The sequence below is a fragment of the Caballeronia telluris genome, assembly GCF_001544495.1.
Taxonomy (GTDB): domain Bacteria; phylum Pseudomonadota; class Gammaproteobacteria; order Burkholderiales; family Burkholderiaceae; genus Caballeronia; species Caballeronia telluris.
This window is the reverse complement of sequence record NZ_FCNZ02000012.1, coordinates 198,319-219,062: the sequence shown is the minus strand read 5'-3', so window position 1 is coordinate 219,062 and position 20,744 is coordinate 198,319. Positions and strand designations below refer to the sequence as shown.

General features: G+C 66.6%; 15 protein-coding genes. 11 read left to right on the top strand and 4 right to left on the bottom strand.

Annotated elements, in window-relative coordinates:
• Window positions 1–52: 52 nt before the first annotated feature.
• Together AWB66_RS17600 and AWB66_RS17595 are read left to right on the top strand one after the other, a co-directional pair.
• Window positions 53–2,974 carry a PAS domain S-box protein gene (locus AWB66_RS17600; RefSeq protein WP_087631450.1) on the top strand — a complete coding sequence of 974 codons (2,922 nt, stop codon included), beginning with the start codon at window positions 53–55 and terminating at the stop codon, window positions 2,972–2,974.
• Window positions 2,975–3,092: 118 nt separating this feature from the next.
• Window positions 3,093–5,729, top strand: a complete 2,637-nt coding sequence (locus tag AWB66_RS17595) for a glucose/quinate/shikimate family membrane-bound PQQ-dependent dehydrogenase (RefSeq protein ID WP_087631472.1) — start codon at window positions 3,093–3,095, stop codon at window positions 5,727–5,729.
• A 10-nt stretch (window positions 5,730–5,739) separates the two neighbouring features.
• On the opposite strand, the gene AWB66_RS17590 is transcribed toward AWB66_RS17595, so the two are convergent.
• Window positions 5,740–6,351, bottom strand: a complete 612-nt coding sequence (locus AWB66_RS17590; protein ID WP_087631449.1) for a histidine phosphatase family protein — start codon at window positions 6,349–6,351, stop codon at window positions 5,740–5,742.
• Window positions 6,352–6,615: 264 nt separating this feature from the next.
• On the opposite strand from AWB66_RS17590, the gene AWB66_RS17585 reads away from it, so the two are divergent.
• Window positions 6,616–8,469, top strand: coding sequence for a PQQ-binding-like beta-propeller repeat protein (locus tag AWB66_RS17585; RefSeq protein ID WP_087631471.1), 1,854 nt, complete (start codon window positions 6,616–6,618; stop codon window positions 8,467–8,469).
• A 15-nt stretch (window positions 8,470–8,484) separates the two neighbouring features.
• Here AWB66_RS17585 and AWB66_RS17580 read toward each other — a convergent pair whose 3' ends face one another.
• The 3 genes from AWB66_RS17580 to AWB66_RS17570 all read right to left on the bottom strand — a co-directional run bounded on the left by AWB66_RS17580 (window position 8,485) and on the right by AWB66_RS17570 (window position 11,308).
• Window positions 8,485–9,474, bottom strand: a complete 990-nt coding sequence (locus AWB66_RS17580) for a zinc-dependent alcohol dehydrogenase family protein (RefSeq protein WP_087631470.1) — start codon at window positions 9,472–9,474, stop codon at window positions 8,485–8,487.
• 122 nt (window positions 9,475–9,596) lie between these two features.
• Complete coding sequence (locus AWB66_RS17575; protein WP_087631448.1) at window positions 9,597–10,526, bottom strand: aldose 1-epimerase; 930 nt, start codon at window positions 10,524–10,526, stop codon at window positions 9,597–9,599.
• Entirely contained in the window at window positions 10,523–11,308 is a 786-nt protein-coding gene (locus tag AWB66_RS17570) for a phytanoyl-CoA dioxygenase family protein (RefSeq protein WP_087631447.1), read from the bottom strand. The genes AWB66_RS17575 and AWB66_RS17570 overlap by 4 nt, the downstream gene beginning before the upstream one ends.
• A 236-nt stretch (window positions 11,309–11,544) precedes the next feature.
• Here AWB66_RS17570 and AWB66_RS17565 point away from each other — a divergent pair, with 236 nt between their 5' ends.
• The 8 genes from AWB66_RS17565 to AWB66_RS17530 all read left to right on the top strand — a co-directional run bounded on the left by AWB66_RS17565 (window position 11,545) and on the right by AWB66_RS17530 (window position 20,685).
• The gene (locus tag AWB66_RS17565) at window positions 11,545–12,600 is read left to right on the top strand and encodes a LacI family DNA-binding transcriptional regulator (protein WP_087631469.1); all 1,056 of its coding nucleotides are present in this window, start codon (window positions 11,545–11,547) and stop codon (window positions 12,598–12,600) included.
• Between the two features lie 122 nt (window positions 12,601–12,722).
• Complete coding sequence (locus tag AWB66_RS17560) at window positions 12,723–13,748, top strand: ABC transporter substrate-binding protein (protein WP_087631468.1); 1,026 nt, start codon at window positions 12,723–12,725, stop codon at window positions 13,746–13,748.
• Between the two features lie 96 nt (window positions 13,749–13,844).
• Window positions 13,845–15,419: a sugar ABC transporter ATP-binding protein gene (locus AWB66_RS17555; protein ID WP_087631446.1), complete on the top strand. Its 1,575-nt coding sequence runs from the start codon at window positions 13,845–13,847 to the stop codon at window positions 15,417–15,419.
• Complete coding sequence (locus AWB66_RS17550; protein ID WP_087631445.1) at window positions 15,416–16,399, top strand: ABC transporter permease; 984 nt, start codon at window positions 15,416–15,418, stop codon at window positions 16,397–16,399. The genes AWB66_RS17555 and AWB66_RS17550 overlap by 4 nt, the downstream gene beginning before the upstream one ends.
• A gap of 19 nt (window positions 16,400–16,418) precedes the next feature.
• Complete coding sequence (locus tag AWB66_RS17545; RefSeq protein ID WP_087631444.1) at window positions 16,419–17,375, top strand: ABC transporter permease; 957 nt, start codon at window positions 16,419–16,421, stop codon at window positions 17,373–17,375.
• Between the two features lie 235 nt (window positions 17,376–17,610).
• The gene (locus AWB66_RS17540; RefSeq protein WP_087631443.1) at window positions 17,611–17,883 is read left to right on the top strand and encodes a hypothetical protein; all 273 of its coding nucleotides are present in this window, start codon (window positions 17,611–17,613) and stop codon (window positions 17,881–17,883) included.
• Between the two features lie 105 nt (window positions 17,884–17,988).
• Window positions 17,989–19,041, top strand: coding sequence for a Gfo/Idh/MocA family protein (locus tag AWB66_RS17535; protein ID WP_087631442.1), 1,053 nt, complete (start codon window positions 17,989–17,991; stop codon window positions 19,039–19,041).
• Between the two features lie 108 nt (window positions 19,042–19,149).
• Window positions 19,150–20,685, top strand: coding sequence for an FGGY-family carbohydrate kinase (locus AWB66_RS17530; RefSeq protein WP_087631441.1), 1,536 nt, complete (start codon window positions 19,150–19,152; stop codon window positions 20,683–20,685).
• Window positions 20,686–20,744 lie beyond the last annotated feature (59 nt).

Genomic DNA, 20,744 nt, shown 5'->3' with positions numbered 1-20,744 from the left:
TCATTGATGACATAAGTTCAACGTTTACGCCTTCGTTACGGATGACCGCTACATGAGCTATTTCAACGGCCTGCTAGACAAGCAGTTGCGCGAGAAAGTGCTGTTCGCGACCCACAATATCCTGCGCGATCCGCCGTTTTCGCGGCTCGACATGGTGTCGTGCCGCAATCTGCTCATCTACATGGACCGCTCGATCCAGCGCCAGGTGCTGCAAACGTTTCACTTCGCGCTGCAACCGGCCGGCTATCTCTTTCTCGGCAGTTCCGAATCGGCGGAAGTCGCCGATGAACTGTTCGTCGCCGTCGACAAGAAGCACCGCCTCTATCGCGTGAGAAGTTCGACCGCGCTCGCGCGCTCCGTCCCGCAACCGATCGCGAGCATGCCGCGCACGGCGAGCGCGGGGCCGCCCGCCGAGGCCGAGAGTCCGCGCCGTCCCGGCAGCCTCTCGCTCGCGGTGCTGCACCAGCGCGCGGTCGAGCATCACGCGCCGCCGAGCGTCATCATCGACCGCGACGGCGAAATCCTGCACATGACCGACGAAGCCGGCCGCTTCCTGCGCTACGTCGGCGGCGAGCCGTCGCACAACCTGCTCAAGCTCGTGCATCCCGACCTGCGGCTGGAACTGCGCGCCGCACTGTCGAAGGCAGCGATGTCGGGCGGCAACGCCGACGTGGATCGCGTGCGCTTCATGCGCGGCGAGACGGCGTATCTCGTCGATATTTCCGTGCGCCCGTATCGCGACGACACCTCGGGCACCGACGTCGTGCTCGTGCTCTTCGACGAAACGCCCGGCGACACGCGTCCTGGCGCGGACGAATCCGGCGATCCGCGCGATCCGACGCTCGTGCAGATCGAGGAAGAGTTGCACCGCACGAAGGAACAGTTGCAGACGACGATCGAGCAGTCGAACGTGTCGACGGAAGAGTTGAAGGCATCGAACGAGGAATTGCAGTCGATCAACGAGGAGCTGCGCTCCGCGACCGAGGAACTCGGAACGGGCAAGGAAGAGTTGCAGTCGGTGAACGAGGAACTGATCGCGGTGAATAGCGAACTGCAGGACAAAGTCGAGGAAACCGACAAGGCGAACGACGACCTGCGCAACCTGATCGCCTCGACCGGCATCGCGACGGTGTTCGTCGACCGGGGGATGCGCATCAAGCGCTATACGAGCGCGGCCGTGGGCCTTTTCAACATCATCGCTTCGGACATCGGCCGGCCGCTGCTCGACCTGACGCATCGCCTGGACTATCCCGAACTCGCCGACGACGTCTCCGCCGCATTCGACGACCTCAAGCCGACCCAACGCGAGGTGAGCGCGCGCGACGGCGCCTGGTATGTCGCACGCGTGATGCCATACCGCACCGGCGACGACCGCATCGACGGCGCCGTGCTGACGCTCGTCGACGTCAGCGCGCGGCGCAGCGCGGAACAGGCGGCGCACGCGAGCGAGGAACGGCTCAAGCTCGCGGCGCAGAGCACGGACGACTACGCGATCGTCGTGCAGGACCTCGAAGGTGTCGTCGTCAGCTGGAACAAGGGCGCGGAGCGCGTGTTCGGCTTTCGCGAGGACGAGATGATCGGCAAATCCGCGGACCTCATCTACACCGCCGCCGACCGCTCCGAAGGCGTGCCGGCAGCGGAGCGGCGGCGCGCGGGCGACGAAGGCCGCGCGGAGGACGAGCGCTGGCATACGCGCCGTGACGGCCGCCGAGTGTATTGCAGCGGCGTCACGACGCTGATTCGCACGGACGATTTTCGGGGCTTCGCCAAGATTGCGCGCGACGTGACCGAAAAGCGCAGCGCCGAGGGCATGGCGCGCGCGCAGCTGAATTTCGAGCGCACGGTGCGCGCGCAGGCGGAAGCGGCGAACCGGCTCAAGGACGAATTCTTCGCGGTGCTGTCACACGAACTGAAGAATCCGCTGAACCTGATCCACGTCAAGGCGGAACTGCTCACGCGCGCCTACGAATGCCGCGACATTCCGCTCGTGCAGAGCGCCGCCGATGCGATCCGCCGCTCGGTGATCGGCCAGTCGAAGATCATCGACGACCTGCTCGATCTGTCGCGCGTGCGCACCGGCAAGCTCGCGCTGCAAGTCGCGCCGGTCGACATCGCCGCCGTGCTGCATACCGTCGTGGAGGCGAGCGCCATCGACGCCCGCGCGAACGACATCACGCTCACGGTGACGGGCGCGGACAAGCCCGCCATGATCGAAGCCGATCCGGTTCGCGTCGAGCAGATTCTCTGGAATCTCGTGCGCAACGCGATCAAGTTCAGCTTCCCCGGCGGCGAGGTGAGCCTCGCGCTCGCGTGCGACGGCAACTTCGCGTGCGTCGACGTGATCGACCGGGGACAGGGCATCGCGCCCGACTTCCTGCCGAAGATCTTCGACATGTTCAGCCAGGCCGAAGGCGCGGGAAGGCGCGATCAGGGCGGCCTCGGCATCGGGCTGTCGCTCGTCAAGCAACTGACCGAGATGCACGGCGGTCGTATTGAAGCGCGCTCGGAAGGCGTCGGGCATGGCGCGCATTTCCGCCTGTGCCTGCCGGAGCGTCCGTCTTCGACGTTCACGCCGGTGAACGCCGGCGCCAGCGATCCGGCGATTTTGAAGGATCTGCGCGTGCTGCTCGTCGACGATTCGCTCGACGCGCTCGACGCCTTTCGCACGCTCCTCGAACTGGAAGGCGCGAAGGTTAGCGCGGTGTCGCGGGCGCGCGCGGCGCTCAACGAGATCGCGGCCAACGAGTTCGATCTCGTGCTCTCCGACATCGGCATGCCCGAGATGAGCGGCTACGAACTCATCGCGGAACTGCGCAAGGCGCCGCGTACCGCGAAGATCGCCGCCATCGCGCTCACCGGATTCGGCCGCCCCCAGGATGAGGCGCAAGCGCTTCAGGCCGGCTTCAACGCCCATCTCGGCAAGCCGGTCTCGCTCGATTCGCTGATCGCGGCCGTGCAGCGCGTGCTCGCCTGATTACATTTTCCCTGTTGTCCTTTGGTATGTGGATTGCTGGATGCTGCTGCGCGAAAGCATCCGAACCTCGGCCATGGCCGGCCGTGTTCCGTCATCCATCGTCCCGGGGGGTAGCACCATGGCCGGTAACGCACGTCTTCATCCGCTCACGACCTTCACGGCCGTCGTCTTCATCGTCATCGGCGCGCTGCTGGCGGTCGGCGGCGTCCGGCTGGGGATGCTCGGCGGATCGTGGTATTACCTCATCGCCGGGATCGGCGTGCTCGTGACCGGCCTGCTCCTCCTGATACGGCGACGCTCCGCGCTCCTGCTCTACGCGCTCGTCCTGTTCGGCTCGACGATCTGGGCCGTCGCCGAAGCGCGCTTCGACTTCTGGCAACTGCTGCCGCGTCTCGGGCTGTGGGTCGTGCTCGCGCTGTGGCTGCTGATTCCCGCGGTGCACCGGGGCGCGCTGTTCGGCCCGCCGACAACACCGCGCGCTGGCCGCACGCCGCTTGCCGCCGCGACCGTGCTGGCGGTGCTGCTCGGCATCGGCACGAGCCTTGTCGATCCGCACGACCGCCCCGGCCGGCTCGATCTAGCCGCCGCGCCGGCCGGGTCCGCCACGAGCGCCACGAGCGCCACGAGCCCCGACGCGCCGCGCGCGCCCGGCGACTGGATCGACTACGGCGGCTCGCCGCTCGGGCAGCGCTATTCGCCGCTCACGCAGATCACGCCGGAGAACGTCGGCCAGTTGAAGATGGCGTGGCAGTTTCGCACCGGCGACATGCCCGGCCCCGACGATCCGACCGAAACCACCGACGAGAACACGCCGATCAAGGTCGGCGACACGATTTTCGTCTGCACGCCGCACAGCCGCGTGATCGCGCTCGATGCCGCGAGCGGCAAGGAGCGCTGGCGCTTCGATCCGCAGCTCAAGAGCGCGGTCGGGTTCAAGCACTGGGAACACATGACGTGCCGCGGCGTGTCGTACTGGGATGCGTCGCTGCATCCGGCGTCGGCGGCGGCGAGCGCGCCGGCCGCCGCAGCCAGCGACGCAGCCGCCAGCCCGGCGACTGAAAGCGCGGCTCCCGCCAGCGCGACGGCCGCGATGAACGCCGCCGCCAGCGCGTCCGATGCCGCGAGCGCTCCCGGCGCGGGCGCGGCTGCGGCGCTGGCGACTTCGCCCGGCGGCGCGTCGGACGCCACGGCCGCCGCGAGCGCGCCTGAAGCTGCGTCGGCGCCTCCGGCCACGGCCACGGCTTCGGCCGAATGCCCGAAGCGCATCTTCCTGCCGACCGCCGACGCCCGTCTGATCGCGCTCGACGCCGACACCGGCAAGCCCTGCACGAGCTTCGGCAAGAACGGCGAAATCGACTTGCGCGCGAACATCGGCCCATTCACGCCCGGCGGCTATTACTCGACCTCGCCGCCCGCCGTCACGCGCGACCTCGTGATCCTGAGCGGCCACGTCACCGACAACGAATCGACGAACGAGCCTTCGGGCGTCGTGCGCGCATTCGACGTCCACGACGGCCATCTGGTCTGGAACTGGGACTCGGGCAACCCCGACGAAACGCAGTCGATCGCCGCCGACAAGACCTACGTGCGCAACTCGCCGAACATGTGGTCGGTGTTCAGCGTCGACGAAAAGCTCGGCATGCTGTACCTGCCGATGGGCAACCAGACGCCCGACCAATGGGGCGGCCTGCGCACGAAGGAGGCGGAGCGTTTCGCGGCGGGCGTCGTCGCGCTCGATCTCGCGACCGGCAAGCTGCGCTGGAACTATCAGTTCACGCATCACGACCTGTGGGACATGGATGTCGGCGGCCAGCCGAGTCTCGTCGATCTCCAGACCGCGCAGGGCGTGCAGCCGGCGCTGATCGCGTCGACCAAACAAGGCAGCCTCTACGTGCTCAACCGCGCAACCGGCCAGCCGATCGTGCCGATTGCCGAAACGCCCGTGCCTCAAGGCGCCGCGTCCGGCGACCACAGCGCGCCGACCCAGCCCGTCTCCGCGCTCAATTTCAACCCGCCGCGCCTGACCGAGCGCGACATGTGGGGCACGAATCCCTTCGACATGCTCTGGTGCCGCATCGCGTTCAAGAAGCTGCGCTACGACGGCGCGTTCACGCCGCCGTCGCAGCAGGGGACGCTCGTGTATCCGGGTAACTTCGGCGTGTTCGACTGGGGCGGCATCTCCGTCGATCCGGTGCGGCAGGTGCTGATCGCCAATCCCGACTACATGGCGTTCGTGTCGAAGCTCGTGCCCCGCGACCAGATTCCCGCCGACACCGGCGAAAAGAAGGGCAGCGAGACGAGCGGCATCAAGATGGCGCGCGGCGCGCCATTCGGCTTCGAGCTGAGTCCGTTTCTCTCGCCGCTCGGCATTCCGTGCCAGGCGCCGCCGTGGGGTTATGTCGCGGGCGTCGATCTGAAGACGAGCAAGGTCGCGTGGATGCACAAGAACGGGACGATTCGCGACAGCGCGCCGCTGCCGATTCCGATGCCGCTCGGCGTTCCGAGCCTCGGTGGGACGATGGTGACGGCGGGCGGCGTCGCGTTCCTGTCGGGCACGCTCGACTACTACGTGCGCGGCTACGACGTGCGCGACGGCCGCAAGCTGTGGGAAGCGCGCCTGCCGGCAGGCGGCCAGGCCACGCCGATGAGCTACGCCGACGCGAACGGCAAGCAGTATCTGCTCGTCGTCGCGGGCGGACACGGATCGCTCGGGACGAAGGCGGGCGATTACGTGATCGCGTACGCGTTGCCGTGAACGCGGCGGTTTAGCCGATGTCGGGATGCCGCACGTTCCATTGCCGGATCGCGCGGGTCTCGCGCTCGAAGCCGAGGATGCTGATGGTTGCGGTGTCGAGCAGCAGATGCGCGCCGAGCGCGGCCGAATCGCCGATCCAGCAGCCGGCCAGGATGCGCAGGAAGTGCGCGTGCGAAAAGAGCGCGATGCGCCCGCGCGTCGCCGCAAGCCGCTCGACGAGCTTCCGCGCGCGGGCCTCGATTTCGCCGATGCTCTCGCCTTCGGGTATCGGCGAATCCCATATCGACCAGCCGGGCTCCTTTTCGCGGATCTCGGCGGTCGTGCGGCCCTCGTAGATGCCGTAGTCCCATTCGCGCAGTTCGGGTTCCACTTCGGCGTGTTCGCCCAGACCGGCTAGGTGGCAGGTTTCGATCGCGCGCGCCATCGGGCTCGTCAGCGCGCGGTCGAAGCGTGCTTGCGCGAGGATCGGCGCGAGCAGGCGCGCCTGCTCGCGGCCGCGTTCGGTGAGCGGAATGTCGGTGCGGCCGGTGTGCTGGCGCGACAGGCTCCATTGCGTTTCACCGTGACGGATCAGCCAGAGTTCGGTTTGGCCGGCATTTTCTTCGGAGGCGGGAGCGTTCATCGTCGGGTCTCTTGAAGGTCTCGAAGGCGGTGACGGGCAACCGATTCTACGGCGACAACGAAAGCGCTGCCGGCGTCCAGTGGTGCCGGATGCGGCGGATCGTTCGCGAGCCGTCCTGCGTTCGTCCTGATTCGCCACGCGGCCCGGTTTATCCGCCAAAGACGCGTACGAAACGGACCGCATGCAGGTATTCGTATTGTTCAAGAACGATAATTGAAGAGCGCGTCAAATCGCCCGCGCGACCTCATCCAGAAGGGGAGTCTCATGGACTGCTTGCATCGGCGGGATCCTTTTGGGGCGACGTTTCGTGGCGGTTTGTGCGGGCTGCTCTTCGTCGCCGCGCTCGCGGGATGCAGCGGCGGCAGTTCGAGCCAGCCAGCCACGACGACCACGGGCGGCAGTTCGCCGGCAAGCGCGCCGGCGGGCGGCTCGGGCGCAGCGTCGGGCGCGAGTCCGGCGTCGGGCGGCGGCACGGGCACCAGCACAGGCACAGGCACAGGCACAGGCACAGGCACAGGCACAGGCACAGGCACTGGCTCGAACACGGGCGGAAGCGGCGCAGGCAACGGCACGACAAACCCGCCGCCGACCGGCAGCACCGCGACCGCCAACCCCGCCGACGTCACCACGTATCACAACGACATCGCCCGCACCGGTCAGCGCCTGAACGAAACCGCGCTCACCCCGTCGACGGTCAAGGCGGCGACCTTCGGCAAGCTCGGCGTGTACGCCGTCGATGGCGCCGTCGATGCCGAGCCGCTCTATCTCGCGTCGATGACCATCGCGGGCGGCACGCACAACGTGCTCTACATCGCGACGGAGAACGCGAGCGTCTATGCGCTCGACGCCGACACCGGCGCGAAACTCTGGCAAGTCTCGGCGCTGGGCCAGGGAGAAACGCCGAGCGATAACCACGGCTGCCTGCAGATCACGCCGACAATCGGCATCACGGCGACGCCGGTCATCGACCGTTCGCGCGGACCTAACGGCGCGATCTATGTCGTCGCGATGTCGAAGGACGGCTCGGGCAATTACCACCAGCGCATCCACGCGCTCGACGTGACGACCGGCGCCGAACTCTTCGGCGGACCGACCGAGATCGCCGCGTCCTATCCGGGCAACGGCGCGGGCAGTTTGAACGGACGCGTCGTCTTCGATCCGGGGCAATATGCCGAGCGCCAGTCGCTGCTGCTTCTGAACGGCGTGATCTACACCGGCTGGACGTCGCATTGCGACATCCAGCCGTACACGGGCTGGGTGATCTCCTACAGCGCCGATACGCTCAAGCAGGCCGGCGTGTTGAACCTGACGCCGAACGGTTCCGGCGGCGCGATCTGGATGAGCGGCGCGGGGATGGCGTCGGACAGCGCCTCGATCTATTTCCTCGATGCCAACGGCACCTTCGATTCGACGCTCAACGCGGCCGAACATCCGTTGCACGGCGACTACGGCAATGGGTTCCTGAAGCTGAGCCCGTCGCCGGCGCTCTCGGTGGCGGATTATTTCCAGGCGTCGAATACGGTGCAGCAATCGAACGCCGACGAGGATCTCGGTTCGGGCGGCGCGCTGGTGCTGCCCGATCTCGCGGACGCAAGCGGCACGATCCACCACCTCGCGCTCGGCGCGGGCAAGGATTCGATCATCTACGTCGTGAACCGCGACTCGATGGGCAAGTTCGATTCGAACGCGGACCACATCTACCAGGAGATCAGCGGCCAGATCACCGGGCCGGAATTCGGCATGCCCGCGTACTGGAACAACACCGTGTATTTCGGCTCGATCGGCGACCACATCAAGGCGTTCAGGATCAGCAACGCGCGTCTTGGGACCGCGCCCGCGAGCCAGTCGCCGAACAGCTTCGGCTCGCCGGGCACGACGCCGAGCATTTCGGCGAACGGCAACACGAACGGCATCGTGTGGGCGGCGGAAAACGGCGTGATCGCCGTGCTGCACGCCTACGACGCCACCAATCTCGCGACGGAGCTGTACAACAGCAACCAGTCCGGTTCGCGCGACCAGTTCGGCCCCGGCAACAAGTTCATCACGCCGATGATCGCGAACGGCAAGGTCTACGTGGGCACATCGGCGAGCGTGGCGGTGTTCGGATTGCTGAGGTAGCTGCTTCAAGCCGACTCAAGCGATATCGACGACGATCTTGCCGCGCGCCGAGCCGCTCGCGATGGCTTCGTAAGCGAGTTCCGCCGAGCGCAGGTCGAAGCGGCGTGCATCGACGCGCGGCGCCAACTGACCGGCTTCCGCGAGACGCGTCGCTTCGCGCAGCATGTCGCCGTGATGCGCGCGATGCTGTCCGCTTAGAAGCGGATACAACGTGAACACGCCCGAATACGTCGCTTCGCGAAACGATAGCGGTGCAAGCGCGTGCGTGCCCCAGCCGAGCGCGCTCACGACGTGGCCGAAATGCTTCACCGCCGCGAACGAGGCATCGAGCGTCGCGCCGCCAACCGTGTCGACGACGACATCGAATCCGGCGCCATCGGTCAGCGACTGTACGTATTGTTCGACCGTCCGCGCACGGTAATCGACCGGCGTGGCGCCCGCTTGCGCCACGATATCGAGATCGCGCGCGCTGGCAGTGGCCGCGACCGTCGCGCCGAGCGCGCGCGCCAGTTGCACGGCGACGAAGCCGACGCCGCCCGCGCCGCCTTGCACGAGCACGGTCTGCCCCGCTTGCAGGCGCGCCCGGTCGACGATGCCCGCGTAAGCCGTGACGAACGCGAGCGGCAGCGCGGCTGCCTCGCGCATCGAGAGATTCGCGGGTTTCTTCGCGAGCAGTGCGGCATCGACGGCGGCGTAGTGCGCGAGCGACCCCTGAATGCCGCCGACGCCGCCCGTCATTCCGTAGACCTCGTCGCCGGTCTCGAACGCGGTGACGCCCGCGCCGACTTCCTCGACCACCCCCGCCATGTCGATGCCGAGCACGAGCGGCAGCGGATGCCGCGCGTGCGCGGCGCCGCCGGCGCGGATCTTGGTATCGAGCGGATTGAGGCCGCTCGCCGCGATGCGGACCAGCACCTGTCCTGCCGCCGGCGTGGGCCTGGGCAGTTCGGTGAGTTCGAGCGGGCCGTTGTAGCGATTGAGCACGAGCGCTTGCATCGTCGTCATGACAGCGTCCTTTTGCAGTGGATTCGATGCGTTCATCATCGTCCATGCGAAATGGCCTGTAAATCGACGTTACTGCACGACATCCGTGCAAGCGCGTCGACGCCGTCGTGGAAGCGCTGGCCTCAGCGTGACGGCAACCAAGCGAACGACGCGCTCACCGATTCGCCGGGCGCCAGCACGCAACCGCCTTTCTGCTCGCGCGGCGCGTCGAGATTGATCCAGTCCACGGTGTTCGTCACCGGTTCGACGCACAAAAGCGACGGCTCGCCGGCCGGTGCATAGAGCACCATGTGATCGAACGGCGCGTCGGCCTCGAGCGTCACGGCGCGCGCCTCGTCGGGCCACGCGATGGTCGCGCGGCGCGACCATCCCGCGAAGTTGTTGTCGAGGTCGAACTCGTCCGCGGACATGCCTTGCGGCGAGTCCAGTTCGCCGATGCACGCGTGCGGCCCGAGATGGGTCGGCAGGAGATCGGGCGTGGCGTGCCACATCGCTTCGACACGCGTGTAAATGCGCGTCGACGGCGTGCGCGGGTAATACGGATGATGGCCCATGCCGAAGGGCATCGGACGGTCCGACAAATTGCGCGCCGACATCGTGACGGTGAGCGCGTCGCCGGACAGGACGATGCGCTGCGTCGCCTCATAGCGAAACGGCCAGTGATGCGCGGGCGCGTCGGACGGCTCGTGGCTGAAATGCAGTTCGACGCTCGATTCCGTCGATTCGCCGACGCGCCACGGCCGGCGCCACGCGTGGCCGTGCAGCGCGTGATCGAAGGCGTTGCCGTCGCCGGACAAGTCGATCGCGCGGCCGTCGAACGTGAACCGCGCATCGCGGATACGGTTGCAGTACGGCAGCAGCGGAAAGCTCGCCATGCCGAGCGGATTGCGCGCGGCCAGCGCGGCGTCGGTGGCCGGACGCAGCCAGTGGATATCGCCGTCGTCGCTTGCATCGAAGAACGCCGCGATCGCGCCGCCGATATGCGGCGCGATCAGCGCGCGGCGCGCGCCGCAGCCGAGCGCCAGCAACGGCGGGCAAGCAGCGGCGCTCAATATGCGAACTGCCGGTAGTTTTCGTCGAAGATGCGCGGCGTCTCGTCGACCTGCGGGTTGTAGCGCAGAAGTCGTTTCGCGCGCGCCGGAAGCGCGTCGAACACGCGGCGCGGCACCTCGATGCGCACTTCCGGCCGGAAATACCACGCGCGGCTGTAGCCGATCACGACCATCGGACGCGGCGTGTCGGTGAAATTCGGCGTCCCGCGATGCAGGCCGCGCACGTCGCGGATCATCACGTCGCCGAGGCGCATCGGCACGCGTTCGGGCGGGAATCGCCCGTCTTCGAGACCGGCGAGCGCCTCGTCGCGCGACATGCGATGCGTGCGCCGGGTGGTTTCCAGCGAGCCGTTCTCCTCGTCCACATCGACGAGCGGAAAATTCACCGCGAGCTGGAACGAAGGCGTTTCCGCGAAGTGGTCGAAGAGCGGCGGCGTATCGCGATGCCAGTCCTGGAATTCGGAGCCGCGCACGGGCGTGTCGGTGGCGAGCTGGCACATGACCGGGTCCGGACCCGCCAGCCGCTCGACGATGCCGATAAGGTCCTCGTCGCAGAAGATCGACGGGTCGGCGAAAACGCCTTCAAACGGCAGGGTCACGTAGTAGCGTCCCGGGCCGCGGTTTCCTGTCGCCGCGCTCATGTGCGGCGCCAGAAGCGGTGCGAAGGCCGCGCGCCACGTCTCCATCGCGGCGCGCGGAAAGTGTTCGGGCAACATGACAAAGCCATCGCGCTCGAACGCGGCAGCGAGCGCGTCGCGGGCGCTCTCGTCGTATCGGGACATGGGTCTCCTCCAGGTGACATTGCGCTTTCAGGTCAGAATCGCACGCGCCGCGCTGCGTCGTCAATATTATTAGTAATTGTCCCGATGCCGGATGTTCACGTCACCGCGTTTCCGAGCGTTGTTTGCGCATAATATTAGTGTTAAGGTCGTGACCGCATGAACGCGCCATCGGCATCGACCACGCCGCCCAAGGGCGGCCCAGCACAATGAAAAAATCCACGCAGCGCCGCCCGACGATGACCGACATCGCGAAGCTCACCGGCGTCTCACAATCTAGCGTTTCGCTCGTGCTGAACAACGCGAGCGGAGCGAAATTTTCCGACGCCACGCGCGAGAAGGTGCTGAAGGCGGCGCAGGAACTCGGCTACCGGATGACGCCGCGCGAGCCGCTCGCGCTCGACGCGGCGGGCGAGCGCAACCTGATCGTCTATCTCGCCGACGAAATCTCGACGAGCCCGCATCCAGTCGTGAACATCGACGGCGCGCGCGACGCCGCATTCGCGCACGGCCGCATGCTGGCCGTGTATTCGACACATGGCAACGCGGAGATCGAGCAGCAGGTGCTGGACGCGACCCTCGGCAACCCGAGCGTGCTCGGCGTGATCTACGCGACCGTGTACACGCGCCGCGTGACCCTTCCCGCGGCGCTCTCGAAGGTGCCGACCGTGCTGCTCAACTGCTACGCGAGCGAGCTGAATCTCTCGTCCGTGGTGCCGGCGGAGGTCGCGGGCGGCCACACCGCCACGGATCACCTGTTGAAAGCCGGGCACCGGCGCATCGGTTATATCAATGGCGAACCGTGGCAGGACGCCTCGCGCGACCGCCTGAAGGGATATCGCACCGCGCTAGCGACCGCCGACCTGCCATTCGCGCCGGAACTCGTGCGCGACGGCGCCTGGAGTTCGGGCACCGGCTTCGAGCAGACACTGTCGCTGATGCGCGAGCCGAACCCGCCAACCGCGATCTTCTGCGCGAACGACCTGATGGCGCTCGGCGCGATCGAGGCGCTGAAGCAACTCGGGCTGCGCGTGCCGGAAGACGTCTCGGTGCTCGGCTACGACGACCAGGAAATCGCGCGCCACACGCATCCGCCGCTTTCGACGGTCGTCTTGCCGAACTACGAACTGGGTCGCTGGGCGGTCGAAACGCTGCTTCAGGAGGAGCACAACCGCGCGGCAGGCGCGCCGGTCCGGCACCGGACCGTCAAGCTCGACGGGCCGCTCGTCGAACGCGGGTCGGTGGCTGGGCTCGCTGAAGCAAAACAGCTCGCGATTAATAATATTAGTGATTGACCGTTAATAAATCTCGGTGGAATAATCGACGGACTTCATCGACGCAAGGAATATCACCGCAGTTCGCCGTACCAAGGCATCAGCAGTACAGAACAATGCAAACCATCCTATCGGAGGAAGACATGCTGTCGCTTGGAAAAACCTCACGCCGGTGCAACACCGGCATTCGTCCGCTCGTAGCGTCGCTTGCTGCGTTGTCGCTCGTGGCGGGCCTGAGTGTCGCGGGCGTCGCCAGCGCCGCCGACGACGCGCTGCCCAAGATCCCGAACAAGAAGCCGCTGCGCGTCGGCTTCGCGCAGACCGAGAGCAACAACCCGTGGCGGCTCGCGGAGACCAAGAGCTTCAAGGACGTCGCGGCCAAGTGCGGCTGGCAGATGGTCATGACCGACGCGAACAGTTCGCCCGCCAAGCAGGTCGCGGATATTCAAAGCATGATCGCGCAGCACGTCGATCTGCTCGTGTTCCCGCCGCGCGAGGAAAAGCCGCTCGCGCCGGTCGTGTTGCAGGCGAAGAAGGCAGGCATCCCGGTGATTCTCGTCGACCGCAACGTCGATCAGTCGATGGCGAAGGCGGGTCGTGACTACATCACGTTCATCGGCTCGGACTTCATCGATCAGGGACACCGCGCCGCCGACTGGCTCGTCAAGGCGACGGCGGCCAAGGCGACGATCATCGAACTGGAAGGCTCGACGGGCGCGTCCGCCGCGAACGATCGCAAGAAGGGCTTCGACGAAGTGATCGCGAAGAATCCGGGCATGAAGATCGTCGCGTCGCAAAGCGGCGACTTCGCGCGCGACAAGGGCCGCCAGGTCATGGAGACACTGCTCCAGGCGCATCCCGACGTGACCGCCGTCTACGCGCACAACGACGAGATGGCGCTTGGCGCGATCGCCGCGATCAAGGCCGCGGGCAAGCAGCCGGGCAAGGACATCGTGCTCGTGACGATCGACGGCACCAAGGGCGGGCTGGATGCCATCGCGGCGGGCGAACTGGGCGCGAGCGTGCAGTCGAGTCCGTTCTTCGGGCCGCTCGCCTGCGACGTCGCGCAGAAGTTTGCGAAGGGCGAAACGGTGCCACCGTGGGTCAAGGTCTCCGACCGCTTCTATGACAAGAGCAACGTCAAGGAAAGCATGCAGTACGGGTACTGATCCGACGGGCCGGCGAGCCCGCATGAGCAACAGCGAAGGTGTTTGGAGCGGCGCGTCCTCCGGACGGCCGCTTCTTTTGTACATCGGAGGCAGCGAATGGGAACGCCGACCACAGGCGCATTGCTCGACATGCAGGACATCGACATCAGCTTCGGCGGCGTCGCGGCGCTGCGTCACGCGCGGCTCTCGGTGGTTCCGGGCGAAGTGCACGCGCTCATCGGCCAGAACGGCGCGGGCAAGTCGACGCTCATCAAGATTCTCACCGGCGCCTACCGGCGCACGGGCGGCACGATCCGCTTCGACGGCCGCGAGGTCGATTTCCGCTCGCCGAAGGAAGCGCGCGAAGCGGGCATCAGCACGATCTATCAGGAGATCAACCTCGTGCCGTTTCGCTCGGTGGCCGAGAACATCTTTCTCGGCCGCGAGCCGCGCCGCTTCGGCCTGATCGACTGGAAACGCGTGCGCGCCGATGCGCGCGCGCTGCTCGATTCGTTCGGCTTGCAGATCGACGTCGAGAAACCGGTGCGCGACTATTCCACCGCGATCCAGCAGATGGTGGCACTCGCGCGCGCGGTGTCGTCGGATGCGAAGATGGTCATCATGGACGAATCGACCTCCTCGCTCGACGAACGCGAAGTCGAACTGCTGTTCAATGTCGTGCGGCGTCTGCGTGACGACGGCCGCGCGGTCATCTTCGTGTCGCATCGGCTCGACGAACTGTACGCGCTGTGCGACCGCGTCACCGTGATGCGCGACGGCCAGACCGTCGCCGAAAGCACGATGGCCGGCATGGACAAACTGCAACTCGTCACGACGATGCTCGGGCGCTCGCTCGCCGCCGTCGTGCAGGAAGACAGCGCCGTGAAGGAAGCGAATCTCGCGAAGCGCGGCGGCGTTGCGCTTGCCGCGCGGGCGCTCGCGAGCGGCGCGAAAGTGACCGACGTCACGCTCGACGTCCACGCGGGCGAAGCGGTCGGGCTCGCGGGCCTGCTCGGCTCGGGCCGCACGGAGACGATGCGGCTGTTGTTCGGCGCGGACCGTCCGGAGCGCGGGTCGCTCTCGATCGGCGGCGAGAACGTGACGCTGAAGTCGCCGCGGGACGCGATCGCGCGCGGCATCGCGTATCTCACCGAGGACCGCAAGGCCGAAGGCATCGTGCCGGAGCTTTCCGTGCGCGACAACCTCACGCTCGTCTGCCTGCGCACGCTGACGAAGAACGGCGTGGTGGACGTGGCGAAGCAGCGCGAGATCGTCGATCATTTCATCGAATCGCTCGGCATCAAGCTGCGCTCGCCCGACCAGCCGATCCGCGAACTGTCCGGCGGCAACCAGCAAAAGGTGCTGCTCGCGCGCTGGCTCGCCACCGATCCGAAACTGCTCCTGCTCGACGAACCCACGCGCGGCATCGACGTCGGCGCGAAAGCCGATGTCGCGAAGATCGTGCGCGAATTGCGCGACTCGGGGCTCGCGGTGCTGCTGTCGGCGTCGGAACTGGAAGAACTGACGGCGGTGGCGGACCGCGCGGTCGTGATCCGCGACGGCGAGACCGTCGCCGAACTCGACGGCGCGCGCATGAACGAGGCGTCGATCATGGATGCGATCGCCTACGGCTCGGGCGAACAATCGACGCTCGCGCAGGCCGTCACGACAAGCGAAGGAGCGAGGCCATGACGCAGCAGAAGACGCAACCCACCGTGGCGCTTTCGCAAACCGCAACGAAGAAGCGGTATCGCCTGACGATCCAGCGCGAGATTGCCGTACTGCTCGCGATGATCGTGTTCAACCTGCTGTTCACCGACCACTTCTGGTCGCTGCAAACCTTCAACGTCAACCTGACGCAGGTCGTGACGATCGTGATCGTCGGGATCGGGATGACGCTCGTCGTCGCGACGGGCGGGATCGACTTGTCGGTGGGCGCTTCGATGGCGATTTCCGGTGCGCTCGCGCCGATGCTCTTCATGAACATCGACGGGCCGCTCGGCATCGTGCTCGCCTTCACGCTGCCGATTCTCGCCGCCGCCGCGTGCGGCGTCTTCAACGGCTTTCTCGTGACGCGGCTGGAAGTGCAGCCGATCGTCGCGACGCTCGTGCTGTTCATCGCCGGACGCGGCATCGCGCAGGTCGTCACCGACGGCAGCCTGCAAGCGTTCAACACGCCCGCCTTCCAGTGGATCGCGCTCGGCAAGGTCGCGGGCGTGCCGTTCCAGATCCTGCTGATGTTCGCGCTCGTCGCGCTGTTCGCGTGGATCGTGAGGAAGACGCTCTTCGGCAAGTATCTGCTCGTCACGGGCGGCAACGAACAGGCGGCGTATCTCTCCGGCATCCCGACCGCGCGCGTGAAGATGATCGCGTACACCGTGTGCGCCGCGCTCGCGGGACTCGCCGGGCTGATTTCGATTTCGGTGAATTCGTCGTCGGATGCGAACGTGATCGGCCTCGGCTCCGAACTCGATGCGATCGCGGCCGTCGCCGTCGGCGGCACGGCGTTGACGGGCGGCAAGGCGTATATCGCGGGCACGCTGATCGGCGCGCTCATCATCCAGTTGCTGCGCTACACGCTGCTCGCGCACGGCATTCCGGACGCGGCCGCGCTCGTCATGAAGGCGGGCATCATCATCGCGGCGGTGTACGTGCAGCGGCGCCGCGCGTGAGCGGCAAGGGAACGATGACATGAAAAAGAACCTCCCGATTCTCATCGCGCTCGTGGCGCTCCTCGTGCTCGGCGTGACGCGCTACGAGCATTTCGCCTCCGCGTACAACATCACGTCGTTCTGGCGCTACAACGCGATGTTCGCGCTGATTTCGATCGGCATGGCGTTCGTCATCATGACGGGCGGCATCGACCTGTCCGTGGGCGCGGTTGCCGCGCTCGGCAGCGTGGTCGCGGCGCTCGCGAGTTCGCACGGCGGCGTGGCGGCCGTGCTCGCGGGATCGTGCGCGGGGCTCGCGGTCGGCGTGCTGAACGGCCTTGTCATCACGCACATGCGGATCCTGCCGTTCATCGTCACGCTCGCGACGAGTCTCGGCGCGCACGGCCTCGCGCTGCTGCTCGGACACAACGACGCGGTTGCGATCTCCGCCCAATCGAACTTCGCCGACTTCGGCCAGGGCGACCTGTTCGGCCTGCCGATCCCGGGTCTCGTCGCGGCGGCGGCCGCCGTGCTCGGCTGGATCGCGTTGCGCAGCACGCGTTTCGGCCGGCACGCGCTCGCGATCGGCGGCAGCGAGGAGGCGTCGCGGCTGATGGGACTCAACGTCGACCGCACGCTGGTCTCGGTCTACGCCGTGAGCGGACTGCTCGCGGGCATCGCGGGCGCGATCCTCGCCGCGCAGTTCGGCGCGGGGCAGCCAAACGAAGGCGTCGGCTGGGAGTTGTTCGCGATCTCGGCGGTGGTGCTCGGCGGCACGCGCCTGACGGGCGGCGAGGGCTCCATCGCGATGACGATCGCCGGCGTCGCGTTGCTCGGACTCGTGTTCAATTTGCTCAACTTCGAGAATGGGCTGGGGTACATCAGCTTGTCGGCGTATTGGCAGTCGGTGATTCGCGGGTTGTTTTTGCTGCTCGTCATCGTGTTGCAGGCGCGTGTGCTCCGGCGTCGAACGGCGCCGGCAAAAGTGGCGCACTGAGAAAAGCTCGTCGATTTTGTCCTGGTCAAATCGTTAAGGAAACAGGATTGTGGTTTCGCATGTAGTCGGCCTCTCCAGGCACCGATGACCGATCGTTCGGAAAATATTTACCGAAACAAGGGAAAACCCCGAATGATTCGATGTTTATGTTTATCGACAATAGGTAAACATAACCGACGCTCCGAGGAACACATTACCGGAGTGAAAAACGGCCAGAACCTGGAGAGAATCGACAATGCGAGATACCGAGGTCGCATATAAGAACGTTGTCCTGATTCCGCTCGCTGCTTACGACGAAGGTTTATACGCCGCCATGCTGATCGTCAGGGAAGTGAACGGATTGCAGCGCGCGAGCGGCGTGCTGGGTCATTTTTCGGGGCCGCTCGAGGCCCGCCAATTCGCGCTTACCTATGGTATGGCCGAAATCGACGACCGCCCACCGGGCGCGCACGCCGCGCTGCGGCAGCCGCCCGGACCCGAAGGCTCCATGCTGAGGCGCGCGGCATGACGCGCGTCTTGCCCCGCGTGACCAGCGCATGCGGCCTGCTCGTTAGCTGATCCGTCAGAAAGTCGATACACACTCGAATCGTCGCCTCTGGTCGACAGGATAAGCATGGAAACGACCCGCATCGCCGTGGCAGGCGCCGGTTATATCGGACTCGCGCATATCGGCGTGATTCAGGCGAGCCCGGCGTGCACGCTCTCGGCGATCGTCGATCCTTCACCGGGCGCGGCAAGCGTCGCGCAGAAGGCGGGCGTGCCGCTGTATCGCTCGCTCGACGAACTCTTCGAGAGGGACCGTCCCGACGGCGTCGTGCTCGCGACGCCGAACCCGCTTCACGTCGAGCACGCGCTGACGTGCATCGCGGCCGGCGTGCCGATGCTGCTCGAAAAGCCGGTCGCGCCGAGCGTCGCGGAAGCCGAGACGCTCGTGGCCGAGGCGGAGCGCGCGGGAGCGAAAATCCTGATCGGCCATCACCGCGCGCACAGCCCGATCATGGCGCGCGCGAAACAACTGATCGACGAGGGTCGGCTCGGCCGGCTCGTCGCGGTGATGGGCAGCGCGGTCTTCTTCAAGCCCGACTCGTATTTCGCCGACGCGCCGTGGCGCAGCCAGCCGGGCGGCGGCCCGATCCTGCTCAACCTGATCCACGAGGTGCACAACCTGCGCATGCTATGCGGCGACATCGTCGCGGTGCAGGCGTTCGCGTCGAACGCGACGCGCGGCTTCGCGGTCGAGGACACGGTCGCGATCAACCTGCGCTTCGCGAACGGCGCGCTCGGCACGTTCATGCTTTCCGATACGGCGGCGAGCGCGCGCAGCTGGGAACAGACCTCGCAGGAGAACAAGGCCTACACGACCTATCCCGACGAAGACTGCTACGTGATCGCGGGCACGTCGGGATCGCTGTCGGTGCCGACGATGCGCCTGAAAACCTACGGCCGCGCCGAAGACCGCTCGTGGTGGAAGCCGTTCGACGAGCGCGTCGTGGCGATCACGCGCGATGATCCGCTCGCCAACCAGATCGCGCATTTCGTGCGGGTCGTGCGCGGCGAGGCCGAGCCGGTCGTCAGCGCGCGCGACGGCTTGCAGAACCTGCGCATCACCGAGGCGATCGCGAAGGCCGCGCAGACCGGCGCAATCGTCCACACGACGCCCGCCTGATCCTTCCGACCCTGCCGCTCCGCTCCCGTCGATATAAGATGGCAAATCACGCCGGACCGCGCGCGTCCGGACGATAAGCCAAATACAAGAGACCCGGAGCGAGACGAAATGGATCATGTGATCGGCATCGACATCGGCACGCAGAGCACGAAGGCGCTCGTCGTGAATGCGAACGGCGACATCGTCGCGCAGAGCACGCGGGCGTATCACCCGGACACGCCACGGCCGCTGTGGGCGCAGCAATGGCCGGATGTCTGGTTCGACGCGGTGGCCGAATGCATCGCCGAATGCGTGAAGATGGCGAACGTGGAGCCCGGCTCGATCAAGAGCCTTTGTGTGAGCAGCCTCTACGGCGGCTCGGGCATTCCGGTCGGCGAGAACATGGAGCCGCTCTATCCGTGCCTCATCTGGATGGATCGCCGGGCGACGAAGGAAGTCGAGTGGGTGAAGGCGCAGGTCGATCTGGCGCGGCTCGGCGCGATCACGGGCAACGGCGTCGACAGCTACTACGGCTATACGAAGATGCTCTGGCTGCGCAACAACGAGCCCGACGTCTGGGCGAAGACACGCTATTTCGTGCCGCCGAACGCCTACGTGATCCAGCGGCTGACCGGCGAACTCGCGGTCGATCACAGCTCGGCGGGCAACATCGGCGGCGTGTACGACATCGCGAAGCGCGCGTGGTCGCCGGAAGCGCTCGACATGCTCGGCATTCCCGCCACGCTGATGCCGCCGCGGCTCGTCGAATCGACGGAGGTCGTCGGCGGATTGTTGCCGGACTGGGCGGAGCGGCTCGGCCTCGCGGCGGGAACGCCGGTCGTCGCGGGCGGCATCGACGCGGCCGTCGCGACCTTCGCCGCCGGCGTCACGAAGTCCGGCGAACATGTCGCGATGATCGGCACCAGCATGTGCTGGGGCTACATCAACCAGAGCGTCGATGCCGGGCACGGTCTCGTCAGCTTTCCGCACGTCTTCAACGGCCTGAAGGACCTGTACGTGTTCGGCGGCGCGATCACGGCGGGCGCATCGGTGACGTGGTTTCGCGAGCAGTTCTGCCACGGCGAAACCGAAGCCGCGAAGGCGCTGCCGCACGGCGATCCGCACCGCATTCTGGAAGAAGAGGCGTCGAAGGTCGTGGCGGGCTCGGACGGCGTCGTGTTCCTGCCTTATCTGATGGGCGAACGCAGCCCGGTGTGGGACCCGAAGGCGAGCGGCACGTTCGTCGGCCTGAGCCTCTTTCACACGCGCGCGACGCTCTACCGCGCGGTGCTGGAAGGCGTCGCGTACGCGCTGCGACACAACATCGAAGCGGGGCGGCGCGGCGCGCGCTCGCTCGACGAGCGGCTGATCGTGGTCGGCGGCGCGGCGCATTCCGACCTGTGGATGCAGATCATCGCGGACGTGACGGGCTTTCCGGTGCTGTCGATCGAGGAGGACGTGGAGGCCGCGATGGGCGCCGCGATGCTGGCGGCGCTCGGCGTCGGGCTCGTCTCGCGCGAGACGGCCGAGGCGGGCTGGGTGACGCTCGTCGAGCGCGCGCAGCCGGACGCCGCGCGCAAAAAAATGTATGACGAGCGCTTCGGCGTCTATGTCGATCTGTATCCCGCGCTCAAGCCGCTGATGCACCGGCTGCAGTCGAATTGAGCGGATCGCCGTGTGAAGCCGGCCGGTCGTTCGATTTCCGTCGTGCAAAATGACATGCC